This window comes from Streptomyces ziwulingensis, assembly GCF_039542605.1.
GTDB classification, from domain to species: Bacteria; Actinomycetota; Actinomycetes; order Streptomycetales; family Streptomycetaceae; genus Streptomyces; species Streptomyces ziwulingensis.
In genome coordinates this window covers 23,571-34,224 of sequence record NZ_BAABIG010000041.1, presented here as the reverse complement: position 1 = coordinate 34,224, position 10,654 = coordinate 23,571, and the positions used below count along the sequence as shown (strand labels likewise).

Below are 10,654 nucleotides of genomic sequence, written 5' to 3'. Positions count from 1 at the left end.
GGACTCTACCCGCCGGGGATGTCTCACTCCATGAACGCCTGGACCCCCGCGGTTTCACCTCTGAACGCGCAGGGCACATCAGACGTTAAAGAGAGTGAAAGGATGCGCGGGGGATTAACGGGCGCGGGGTGCGGACCGTGCCGACCGGTGGACCGGGCAAGAAAGAAGGGACGCCGAAGCGTCCCTTGCAACTCTGAGCAACCGAGCGGACAGCCCGAACTCTGCTCGTGCGGTAACTGAGCAGTGATCAGGTGAGCGCAGGCTCCGCCTGGTGTGCGTCAACGCTCTCCATGCTCTCCATCTCCATGATCCTGTCGTGAGAAGCGGCAGCCGCCAACGCGTCGTTCTCCGCCTGGATTCGCCCGAGCTCGGACTCCAGGTCCTGGACGCGCTGCTGGAGCCGTCGCATCTCGGCGAGGAGTCGAGGGTCGGAGCCGCCGACGTAACCGAGAAGCGCCTTTGCCATGATGGATGGTCCTCCACAATGAGTGACCGACCGACCGATGCGGTGTGGGTCGTGAGGGATTCGCACCCGCGTTGCTTGGCATTTCGGTGTTCTTGCCTGCCGTTCAACCATGCCAAACAGCTAAGGTGCGCGGGGCTTTCAGAGTCTCACCAAAAAGTTTGACGGTCAACACGATCACGCCCCGTATCGGCGGACGGCCCGGGGCACACGGCCTGGAAACGGCTGCGCGGCGACTCCTGCGGGCCCCTCGGGGCGTGGCGATCACTATGCCGTGGGGAGCCTGCCACGACAACCCCACGTTGGCAACCACCTGCTCGTTTCCCGTCCGGCCGCCTCCTGGCGGCTCGCCCGCGCCACCCTTCCGGCGGAGCTTTCGGCGTCCTCGGTCAGCGGATGGCGAAGCCCTCGTAGCCGCCGCGGGGTGTGTCCCAGATCTCGGTGACGCCGTCCACCGTGCCGGGCGTGTCGGCGCCGCGGAGCCAGTCGAGGAGATCTTCGCAGCGTTTCCGGGGGCCCTCGGCGACCACCTGGACGCGTCCGTCGCCCAGATTGAGAGCAAAGCCACTCAGGTCGCCCAGTTCCAGCGCCCGCGCCCGGGTGAACCAGCGGAAACCCACACCCTGGACACGTCCGCGCACCCAGGCGACCAGCCGTACGTCGTCGCTCATGGCTGCAACCTAACCGGCCAATGTCCTTGGGGTCACACCCTCCCGCGCCGCCATGCGGTACCGTCCCGACGCATCTGCCTCTCATATGAAACTCACTCGATGGTGTGGGTTTGGTGTTGATCGCGAGGAAGAGTCGACTCGTCAGGACGAGGAAGGCCAGGACATGGGACGCCACCGACGCTCCGCCGCCGGCCGCGCCGCCGCGGGGAGCCGCCCCGCCACGGGAGACCGTCCCGTCACGGGAGACCGTCCCGTCATGGGGGACCGTCCCGTCATGGGGATCGCGCCCTATCTGAACCCCGACGCCTGTCCCGAGGCGTACGCCGAGGAACGCGCCAGGAGCGACGCCTACCTGTTCGGCCCGGACGGCTCGGCTCTGTTCGGCCCGGACGGCTCCGCCGGGGGACTGCCGCCCGCGGCCCGTACGGTCGCCTTCCCCGGTGACGGCTTCGCCCCGGACGAGGGGCCGCGCCGCCCCGGCGGCCGTCGCCGCCGGAAGAAGAAGGCGGCCACCCCGGTCCGTACGGGCCTGCTCGGCGTCTCGGCCGCCGTGGCCATCGGCACCATCGCGGTGGCGACCGGTGCCGTGCCCGGCCTCGGCGGCCTGCGGATAGGCGGCGGCGACGACGGCAGCGGCAGCGTGCAGTCGGCGGACTCCCCGGGCACCTCCCACGGCAACGTCCCCGGCGAGCAGGGCGGCTCCTCGGGCAGCGTCGGGGGCGCGGACGACTCCGCCGCCACCGCTCCCGGCGCCGGCCGTACGGCCGCGCCCTCCTCCCCCGCCGCCGGCGCGAAGAAGCCCTCGGCCCCGGCGTCGTCCGCTCCGCCCGCGTCGGCGCCGACGGCCGAGAAGCCGGCGGCCACTCCCGCCGAGAAGGCGGAGCCCACCCCGTCCCGGACCGCCACCGAGGAGCCGGAAGGGCAGGCCGACGAGTCCGCGAGCGTCTCGCGCCGGGCCGCCGCCGAGGCCGAGGTGGTGCGACTGGTCAACGCGGAGCGGGCCAAGGTCGGGTGCACCCCGGTCGACGCGAGCGACGCGCTGAGCGGCCTGGCCGAGCGGTTCAGCGCGGCCATGGCCGCGCTGGGCTTCTTCGACCACACCGACCCGGCCGGCGCGACGCCGTGGGACCGGGCCGAGCAGGCCGGCATCTCCAACCTCGGCGGGGAGAACATAGCCCGCGGCCAGGCCGACGCCCAGTCCGTGATGGACGCCTGGATGGACAGTCCGGGCCACCGCGCCAACATCCTGAACTGCGACTTCACGTCACTGGGCGTCGGCGTGCACTTCGGTTCCGGCGGCCCGTGGTGGACGCAGAACTTCGGTTACTGAAGCCCCGCCCGTGCTCACGTACGCTGGGCGTATGTCGACCACGCAGGAGCGCACGGAGGAGCGGGACCTCCCGTACGACGTGTTCTCCCGGGCCTGTCCGTCCCGTTCCACGCTGGAGCATGTCACCGGCCGCTGGGGCGCGCTCACCCTCGGGGCGCTGCACCGCGGTCCGGCCCGGTTCAACGAGCTGCGGCGCCGCGTGGACGGTGTCAGCGAGAAGATGCTCGCCCAGACGCTGCACGCGCTGGAGCGTGACGGACTGGTGCACCGCGAGGCCCAGCCGACCAATCCGCCCCGCGTCGACTACGAACTGACTCCGCTCGGCCACGAGGTGGCCGCCCGGCTCCTCGCCCTCATCGAGTGCCTCGAAGGCCGCATGGACGAGGTCCTGACGGCCCGGGAGCACTACGACGAACGGGCGGTCCGGGCGCCCGGCGCTCCCCTCACACCGTGAGTCGCGGCGGGCGCTGGCACTTCGGGCAGAAGTAGCTGGAGCGGTTCATCCACGGGCGGCGGCGCATCGGGGTGGCGCAGCGGCGGCAGGGCTCGCCCTCGCGGCCGTAGGCGTCCAGTGAGCGGTCGAAGTAGCCGGACTCGCCGTTGACGTTGACGTACAGGCTGTCGAAGCTGGTGCCGCCGACCGCGAGGGCGGCGTTCATCACGTCCCGGACGTGGCCGAGGAGTTCCGCGGTGCGGGGGCGGGTGAGGGTCGCCGTCGGGCGGTCGTAGTGCAGGCGGGAGCGCCACAGCGCCTCGTCCGCGTAGATGTTGCCGACGCCGCTGAGCAGGGACTGGTCGAGCAGGGCCCGTTTGATGGTGGTGCGTTTGCGGCGCAGGGCGGTGTGGAACGCCTCGTCGTCGAAGAGCGGGTCGAGGGGGTCGCGGGCGATGTGCGCGATGACGTCGGGCAGGCCGTCCTCGCCGGTGTCGTGCAGCGACAGGCCGCCGAAGGTCCGCTGGTCGACGAAGCGCAGTTCGGTGCCCTGGACGTCGGCGAACCGGACGCGGACGCGCAGGTGCTTCTCGGCCGGGGCCTGGTGCGGCTGGACGAGGAGCTGGCCGCTCATGCCGAGGTGGGCCAGGACCGCCTGGCCGCTGTCCGCGAGCGGCAGCCACAGGTACTTGCCGCGGCGGCTCGGCACGCCGAAGCGGTGCCCTTCGAGACGGTGGGCGAAATCGTCGGCACCGGCGAGGTGGCGGCGTACCGCGCGGGGGTGCAGCACCTCGGCGTCGGCGACGGTCCGGTGGGCGATCCACCGCTCCAGGCCGCGCCGGACGACCTCGACCTCGGGCAACTCGGGCATGCGCTCCCCCACTGCGGGACGGTAGGACGGCCGAGCGCCCGGCCCCGGTGCCGGGGTCGGGCGCTCGGGCGCGCTGTCGTGAAGCGGGTCAGGCGGAGGCCGACGGGACGTCGGCGGTCTCCGTGGCGGCCGGTTCGGCCACCGCGGTCTCCGGGGCGGCCGGTTCGGCCGCCGCTGCGGCGCGCTCGTCCGCCGCGGTCCGGATGGACCGCCACGCGGATTCCGCGGCCTGCTGCTCCGCTTCCTTCTTGCTGCGGCCGGTGCCGGTGCCGTACGAGACGCCTCCGACGCGGGCGGCAGCGGTGAAGGTCTTCTCATGGTCGGGGCCGGTCTCCGTGACCAGGTACTCGGGGACACCGAGCCCTTCGGTCGCGGTCAGCTCCTGGAGACTGGTCTTCCAGTCCAGGCCGGCACCGAGGTTGGAGGACTTTTCGATCAGGGGGTCGAACAGACGGTGCACCAGCTCCGCCGCCGCGTTCAGTCCCTGGTCGAGATAGACCGCGCCGATCACCGCTTCAAGGGTGTCGGCGAGGATGGATGCCTTGTCCCGGCCGCCCGTGCCCTCTTCACCGCGGCCGAGCCGGATGAAGGAGCCCAGTTCCAGCCCGCGGCCGACCTCCGCCAGCGCGCGCGAGTTGACCACCGCGGCCCGCAACTTGGCCAGTTGGCCTTCGGGCAGGTCGGGGTGGGTGGTGTACAGCGTGTCGGTGACGACGAGACCGAGCACGGAGTCCCCGAGGAACTCCAGCCGCTCGTTCGTCGGCAGACCGCCGTTCTCGTACGCGAAGGAACGGTGGGTCAGCGCGCGCACCAGAAGGGCGGACTCGAGCTGGTACCCGAGCCGCCCTTCCAGAAGCGTGTGGGACGAGGCCTGGTGCTCCGCAGAGTTTTTCTTCGGCGTGGACACTGTGCCTCTCACCAGCCGCTCAGACCTCGAGGACCTGGCGCTTGTTGTAAGTGCCGCAAGACGGGCACGCGATGTGCTGCAGCTTGGGCTCGTGGCAGCGCTCACACGCAACCAGGTTGGGGACCGCAGCCTTCCACTGCGACCGGCGGTGGCGCGTGTTGCTGCGCGACATCTTCCGCTTCGGAACAGCCACGGCTACTTCTCCTGCTTCTCGTCGGCGCGTGCTGACTGGGGCGCGCCGCCGCTCATCTCGTCCTTCTCGCCGTCTCCGAGTGAACCGGCGAGTCCCTGCAAAGCCGCCCAACGGATGTCGACGGCGTCATGCTGGTGGTCCGGGTCGTCCGACAGACGTGCTCCGCACTGGGAACACAGGCCCTGGCAGTCTTCCTGGCACACCGGCTGCATCGGCAGTGCGAGCACCACCGCATCACGCAGCACTGTTTCGAGGTCGATCAAGCCGTCCTCGACGAAAAGCATGTCCTCGTCGTCCTCGGCGTCGTCGGCCGGTTCCGCTTTCACACGGCCCCGGTCGTCGGCGTCAGGGTACGAGAACATCTCCTGGAAATCCGTGTCGAGCGCGAGCTCGACCGGCTCCAGACACCTTACGCACTCCCCCCGGGCCGTCGCACGGGCGGTACCCGTGACGAGCACACCGTCCATGACCGACTCGAGCCGCAGCTCCAGCTCCACCGGGGTGCCTTCCGGCACTCCGATGACCCCCCGCAGACCGAGGTCCTTGGGAGCGTCGACCGTGCGGGTCAGGCGCTGCTGCGCACCAGGACGCCGTCCCAGCTCGTGAGTGTCGAGCACGAGGGGATTGCGGTGGTCGAGGCGCGCGTTCAGAACCATTCCTGCTTTCGGTCTCCGGGCTGAGGGGATGCCGCCCCGTGGTGTTCCGGGCAGCGGGGATCGCGGACGTACACGCGACCGAAGAACCAGGATACTGGACCATTCGCTTTCGGCCCAATCCGGTACTCGGAGACCCCCGGGGCCGGGCAGCCGGACCCTCGCCGGCCGCCGGGTCCCTACAGGCCGCGGCCCTGTTCGTACGCCCTGAGCTGCTCGGCGCTGATCATGCCGGTGTCGAAGAGGCTGGTTTCGTCGAGCGCCTGCGGCTGCTGGTGGTGCTGCTCCTGCTGGTGGTGCTGCTGCTGGTGGTGCTGCTGAGGCTCGCCGTAGCCCTGCTGGGCCTGCTGCGGGTCGTACGCCGGCTGCTGGGTGTCGTAGCCCTGGTAGCCGCCCGGCGCCGGGACGTAGCCGGAGGCGGCGTCGTAGGGGTCGGCCTGCGGGTAGCCGTACGGGTCCTGCTGGTCGCCGTAGGTCTGCCGGTACCCGCCGTAGGGGTCCGGCTGCTGCTGCGGGTAGCCGTAGACGTCCTGGTCGGCCGGTGCGGCCTGGGCCGCCGCGGGCTGCTGCGGGGCCTCGTACTCCCGCTGCCGGGGCTGTTCGGCGGGGCCGTCGGTGAGGGCGGCCAGGTCGGCGAGGTAGTCGGCGTCGCTGGAGTGGCGGACCGTGGTGGGGTCGTCGGCCAGGGCGCCGAGGTCGTCGCTGGCGATGCGGCCGTGCAGCTTCTCGCGGCCCCGCCCGACGGCCTGCAGCGTCTTGGCGAGGACCGCCTCGAAGGCGCCCATCTTGGCGTCGACGTAGGCGTCCGCGTCGCGGCGCAGGGTCTCGGGGTCGTGGCTGCGCTCGGGGGCGTCGTCCTCTTCGGGGGCCGCGTAGCCGTCCTCGCCGGCGCCGGGCCCGGTGCCCAGCATCTTCTCGCGGCCCCGGCCGACCGAGCCGAGGGTCTTGGTGAGGACCACCTCGAAGTTGGCGAGCTTGGAGTCGACGTAGTCGTCGGCCTCGGCCCGGATCTCCTCGGCCTCCTGGCGGGCCTCGGTGACGATCCGGTCGGCCTCGGCCTGGGAGCGGCGGGCGACCTCGGTGTCGGAGATCAGGGAGCCGCGCTGGGCGTGCGCGCTCTCGATGATCCGGTCGGCCTCCTGGCGGGCCTGGGCGACCATCTGGTCGCGGTCGCCGATGACCTCCCGGGCCTGGGCGAGGGAGCCGGGCAGCTCGGCGCGCAGCTCCTCCAGCAGGGAGAGCAGTTCGGCGCGGTTGATCACGCACGAGGCCGACATGGGCATGGCGCGGGCGCCGGAGACCATCGTGACGATCTCGTCCAGCTTGTTCTGCACGTCCACCGTGTGCTCGCCACTCTCTGAAGCTGTGTTGGAGACGGACGGGACGACTGTACGACCCCGGGGCGGGCGCGGAACACCGGACGACGAGCCGTCCGCCGCACGGGCCGGGTCAGTCCCGCTTCAGCCGCCCGGCGAGTTTCTCCAGGACCAGCGGCGGCACCAGGTGGGAGACGTCGCCGCCCCAGGTCGCGACCTCTTTCACCAGGGAGGAGGAGAGGAAGCTGTAGGTGGGATTGGTCGGTATGAAGAGGGTCTCGACCCCCGAGAGGCCGTTGTTCATCTGGGCCATCTGCAGTTCGTAGTCGAAGTCGCTGACCGCGCGCAGGCCCTTGACGATGGAGGGGATGTCGCGCTGCTTGCAGAAGTCGACGAGCAGGCCGTGGAAGGACTCCACGCGGACGTTCCCGTACTCGGCGGTGACCTGGCGGATCAGGTCTATCCGCTCCTCGATCTCGAACAGGCCCTTCTTGGCCTGGTTGATCATCACCGCGACGTACACCTCGTCGTACAGCCTGGAGGCCCGGGCGATGATGTCGAGATGTCCGTTGGTGATCGGGTCGAACGACCCGGGACAGACGGCGCGGCGCACTGGCGATCCCTCGCTCTCGAGTCCGGTCATCGTGCGTCTTCGCACGTGGAGGCGGCGCGACCGTACCAAAACGTTCCCTCGCCGTAGCGACGGGCCCGGAGCGCTTCGAAACCCTCCGGCCAGCCGAACTCGCCGCCTCTGGTGCTGCGCTCCACGGTGACGAGAGCTTCGGCCGTGAGCCACCCCCCGGAGCGGAGTGTGAGCAGGATCTCCCGAAGATCGTCGTCCGGGACCGCGTACGGCGGATCGAGAAAGACCAGGTCGTACGGTGCCGGGGGGGTCTCCTGGATGATCTGCCGGGCCTTGCCCGCCCTGACCTCGGCGCCCGGCAGGCCGAGACTCCTCACGTTCTCCCGGACGGTGCGGACGGCTTTGGCGTCCGCCTCCACGAGGAGGGTGTGACCGGCGCCCCGGGAGAGCGCCTCCAGGCCGACGGCGCCGGAGCCGGCGTACAGGTCGAGGACGCGCTCGCCGTCCAGCGGGGCGCCGAGGAGGGCCTGCCAGGTGGAGAAGAGGCCCTCGCGCGCACGGTCGGAGGTGGGCCGGGTGCCGGTCCCCGGCGGGACGGCGAGGCGGCGTCCGCCGGCCGTGCCGGCGATCACGCGGGTCATCTGTGGTCCTTGGTGGTGGGCGGCTGGGTCAAACTGTGGCTGGAGCGGACTGCGGCTGGAGCGGACTGTGGCTGGAGCGGACTGTGGCCGGGTTGTACCTGGCTCGGTCGTGAGCGGCCTCGCGTCTCAGTGTGGCTGGTCGCGCCCGCGCGGCGTCGGCCGCATAGCCCATACGGGCCCGCGCGCCCGAGCCCCCGACAGGCCGACGAACCGCCGAGCCCCGGGCCGCCGGGCCGCCGGGCCGCCGAGGCTTGGCGGCCGGGGCGCTCACCCCTTCTCCAGGTACTGTTCCCGCTCCTCGTCCAGCAAGGCCTCCAGGGCCGTGCGCAGGCCGGGCAGCCCGGTCAGCTCCGGGTCGGCCGCCACGATCGCCGCCGCCTCCTGCCGCGCCTCGGCGATGATCTCCTCGTCCTCGATGACGGCGAGCACCTTGAGGGAGGTGCGGGCGCCGGACTGGGCCTGGCCCAGGACGTCGCCCTCGCGGCGCTGTTCGAGGTCGATGCGGGACAGCTCGAAGCCGTCCAGGGTGGCGGCGACGGCGTTCAGGCGCTGGCGGGCGGCGCTCGCCTCCGGCATCTCGGTGACCAGCAGGCACAGGCCGGGGGCGGAACCGCGGCCCACCCGGCCGCGCAACTGGTGGAGCTGGGAGACGCCGAAGCGGTCGGCGTCCATGATCACCATCGCGGTGGCGTTGGGCACGTTGACCCCGACCTCGATGACGGTGGTGGCGACCAGCACGTCGGTCTCGCCGGCCGCGTAGCGGCGCATGACGGCGTCCTTGTCGTCGGGGTGCATCCGGCCGTGCAGGACCTCGACCCGCAGTCCGCTCAGCGGGCCCTTGGCGAGCTGGTCGGCGACGTCGAGGACGGCGAGCGGCGGGCGCTTGTCGGCCTCGGCGGCGCTCTCGGCGGGCGGTTTCTTCTTGCCGGCCTTCTTCGGGTCGTCCTCCTCGTCGCCGATGCGGGGGCAGACGACGTAGGCCTGGTGGCCGCCGGCCGCCTCCTCGCGGACCCGTTCCCAGGCGCGTTCCAGGAAGTGCGGCTTGTCGGCGGCCGGGACGACATGGCTGGCGATCGGTGAACGCCCCGCCGGGAGCTGGTCCAGGACGGAGGTCTCCAGGTCGCCGAAGACGGTCATGGCGACCGTGCGCGGGATCGGGGTGGCGGTCATCACCAGCAGGTGCGGGGGCTGCTTGCCCTTGCCGCGCAGGGCGTCGCGCTGCTCCACACCGAAGCGGTGCTGCTCGTCCACGACGACCAGGCCGAGGTCGTGGAAGCGCACCTTGTCCTCGATCAGGGCGTGGGTGCCGATGACGATGCCGGCCTCGCCGGTGGCCAGGTCGAGCATGGCGTGACGGCGGGCGGCGGTACCCATCGAACCGGTCAGCAGCACCACCTTGGTGGCGTGCTCGGCCCCGCCGAGCGTCCCGCCCTCGGCCAGCTCCCCCATCATCTCCACGATCGACCGGTGGTGCTGCTGGGCGAGCACCTCGGTGGGCGCCAGCATCGCGGCCTGTCCCCCGGCGTCGACCACGGCGAGCATGGCGCGCAGGGCGACCATCGTCTTCCCGCTGCCGACCTCGCCCTGCAGCAGCCGGTGCATCGGGTGGTCGGTGGCGAGGTCGTCGAAGATCTCCGCGGAGACCTTCCGCTGGCCGTCGGTGAGAGTGAAGGGAAGGCGGTCGTCGAAGGCGGTGAGCAGGCCGTCGGCCAGGGGCCGGCGCGGAACGGCGGGGAGCTGGGTCTCGGCGTGCCGGCGGCGGGCCAGGGCCACCTGGAGGACGAACGCCTCGTCCCACTTCAGGCGGGCGCGGGCGGCGGCGATGTCGGCCTGCGTCTGCGGGCGGTGGATCTTGAGCAGGGCCTCGGGGAGGGAGACCAGGCCGCGGCCCTCGCGCAGGGAGCCGGGGAGGGGGTCGACGGCCTCCTGCGCGGCGGGCAGTACCGTCTGGACGGCCTTGCCCAGCTTCCAGGACTCCATCTTGGCGGTGGCCGGGTAGAGGGGGATGAGGGCGCCGGCCCAGCTCTCCACCGCCTCCTCGCCGTCACCGTCACCATCGCCGTCGTCGCCGCCTCCGCGCAGCAACTCGTACGCGGGATGGGCCAGTTGAAGCCGACGGTTGAAGACGGAGACCTTGCCGGAGAACATCGCGCGGGTGCCCGGCAGCAGGTCCTTGTGGGGTTTGTGGACGCCGTTGCCGAAGAAGACGAGCTGGAGCCGTCCGCTGCCGTCGGTGATGGTCACCTCCAGGCGCTGGCCCTTGCCGCGCGGGGCCTTGGCGGAGGCGAACGTGTGCAGCCGGGCGTCGGCGACCTGGGCGACCACCGTGGCGTGCTCGTCCATGGGGAGGTCGGCGAGGTGGGTGAGCTGGCCGCGCTCCTCGTATCTGCGGGGGTAGTGGTGCAGGAGGTCGCCGACGGTGTGCAGGCCGAGGTGCTCGGCCATCACCTTCGCGGTGGCGGGGCCGAGCACCGACTTCAGCGGCTGTCGCAGTGGTTCAGGCAGTCCGGACACGAGATCCATTGCACACCACGGCACTGACATCGCCGCGCACCAGGGCGGAAACACCTGGCCGGACGGGTGGCCCGAGCTA

At 71.6% G+C, this 10,654-nt stretch carries 11 protein-coding genes and 1 pseudogene; 2 read left to right on the top strand and 10 right to left on the bottom strand.

Annotated elements, in window-relative coordinates; all coding sequences use genetic code 11:
* Window positions 1-247 precede the first annotated feature (247 nt).
* Window positions 248-466, bottom strand: coding sequence for a hypothetical protein (locus ABEB00_RS20630; RefSeq protein WP_345621384.1), 219 nt, complete (start codon window positions 464-466; stop codon window positions 248-250).
* Between the two features lie 386 nt (window positions 467-852).
* Entirely contained in the window at window positions 853-1,134 is a 282-nt protein-coding gene (locus ABEB00_RS20625; protein WP_345621382.1) for an acylphosphatase, read from the bottom strand.
* Window positions 1,135-1,297: 163 nt separating this feature from the next.
* Between ABEB00_RS20625 and ABEB00_RS20620 the strand changes: the two genes are divergently transcribed.
* On the top strand, window positions 1,298-2,464 hold the full coding sequence (locus ABEB00_RS20620) for a CAP domain-containing protein (protein ID WP_345621381.1): 1,167 nt from the start codon (window positions 1,298-1,300) through the stop codon (window positions 2,462-2,464).
* A 31-nt stretch (window positions 2,465-2,495) separates the two neighbouring features.
* On the top strand, window positions 2,496-2,918 hold the full coding sequence (locus ABEB00_RS20615) for a winged helix-turn-helix transcriptional regulator (protein ID WP_345621379.1): 423 nt from the start codon (window positions 2,496-2,498) through the stop codon (window positions 2,916-2,918).
* Here the strand turns inward: ABEB00_RS20615 and mutM are convergent.
* From mutM to recG, 8 genes and pseudogenes are all read right to left on the bottom strand, one after another.
* Window positions 2,908-3,768, bottom strand: a complete 861-nt coding sequence (gene mutM, locus ABEB00_RS20610) for a bifunctional DNA-formamidopyrimidine glycosylase/DNA-(apurinic or apyrimidinic site) lyase (protein WP_345621519.1) — start codon at window positions 3,766-3,768, stop codon at window positions 2,908-2,910. The genes ABEB00_RS20615 and mutM overlap by 11 nt on opposite strands.
* Before the next feature lie 88 nt (window positions 3,769-3,856).
* Complete coding sequence (rnc, locus tag ABEB00_RS20605; RefSeq protein WP_345621518.1) at window positions 3,857-4,675, bottom strand: ribonuclease III; 819 nt, start codon at window positions 4,673-4,675, stop codon at window positions 3,857-3,859.
* Between the two features lie 19 nt (window positions 4,676-4,694).
* Window positions 4,695-4,868 (bottom strand): 50S ribosomal protein L32, encoded by a 174-nt coding sequence (gene rpmF, locus ABEB00_RS20600; protein ID WP_073491177.1) that lies wholly within the window; start codon window positions 4,866-4,868, stop codon window positions 4,695-4,697.
* A gap of 2 nt (window positions 4,869-4,870) precedes the next feature.
* Window positions 4,871-5,524, bottom strand: coding sequence for a YceD family protein (locus ABEB00_RS20595; RefSeq protein WP_345621377.1), 654 nt, complete (start codon window positions 5,522-5,524; stop codon window positions 4,871-4,873).
* A 176-nt stretch (window positions 5,525-5,700) separates the two neighbouring features.
* Window positions 5,701-6,861: a F0F1 ATP synthase subunit B gene (locus ABEB00_RS20590; protein WP_345621376.1), complete on the bottom strand. Its 1,161-nt coding sequence runs from the start codon at window positions 6,859-6,861 to the stop codon at window positions 5,701-5,703.
* 109 nt (window positions 6,862-6,970) lie between these two features.
* Window positions 6,971-7,450 carry a pantetheine-phosphate adenylyltransferase gene (gene coaD / locus ABEB00_RS20585; RefSeq protein ID WP_345621517.1) on the bottom strand — a complete coding sequence of 160 codons (480 nt, stop codon included), beginning with the start codon at window positions 7,448-7,450 and terminating at the stop codon, window positions 6,971-6,973.
* A gap of 26 nt (window positions 7,451-7,476) precedes the next feature.
* Window positions 7,477-8,064 (bottom strand): annotated as a pseudogene (gene rsmD / locus ABEB00_RS20580) (16S rRNA (guanine(966)-N(2))-methyltransferase RsmD); the annotation flags it as partial.
* A 264-nt stretch (window positions 8,065-8,328) separates the two neighbouring features.
* Window positions 8,329-10,584, bottom strand: a complete 2,256-nt coding sequence (gene recG, locus ABEB00_RS20575) for an ATP-dependent DNA helicase RecG (RefSeq protein ID WP_345621374.1) — start codon at window positions 10,582-10,584, stop codon at window positions 8,329-8,331.
* Between the last annotated feature and the right edge of the window lie 70 nt (window positions 10,585-10,654).

Excerpts from the sequence above, each read along its gene's own strand:
- ABEB00_RS20630 (WP_345621384.1), bottom strand. The coding sequence starts at position 466 with ATGGCAAAGGCGCTTCTCGGTTACGTCGGCGGCTCCGACCCTCGACTC.
- ABEB00_RS20625 (WP_345621382.1), bottom strand. The coding sequence starts at position 1,134 with ATGAGCGACGACGTACGGCTGGTCGCCTGGGTGCGCGGACGTGTCCAG.
- ABEB00_RS20620 (WP_345621381.1), top strand. The coding sequence starts at position 1,298 with ATGGGACGCCACCGACGCTCCGCCGCCGGCCGCGCCGCCGCGGGGAGC.
- ABEB00_RS20615 (WP_345621379.1), top strand. The coding sequence starts at position 2,496 with ATGTCGACCACGCAGGAGCGCACGGAGGAGCGGGACCTCCCGTACGAC.
- mutM (WP_345621519.1), bottom strand. The coding sequence starts at position 3,768 with ATGCCCGAGTTGCCCGAGGTCGAGGTCGTCCGGCGCGGCCTGGAGCGG.
- ABEB00_RS20595 (WP_345621377.1), bottom strand. The coding sequence starts at position 5,524 with ATGGTTCTGAACGCGCGCCTCGACCACCGCAATCCCCTCGTGCTCGAC.
- recG (WP_345621374.1), bottom strand. The coding sequence starts at position 10,584 with ATGGATCTCGTGTCCGGACTGCCTGAACCACTGCGACAGCCGCTGAAG.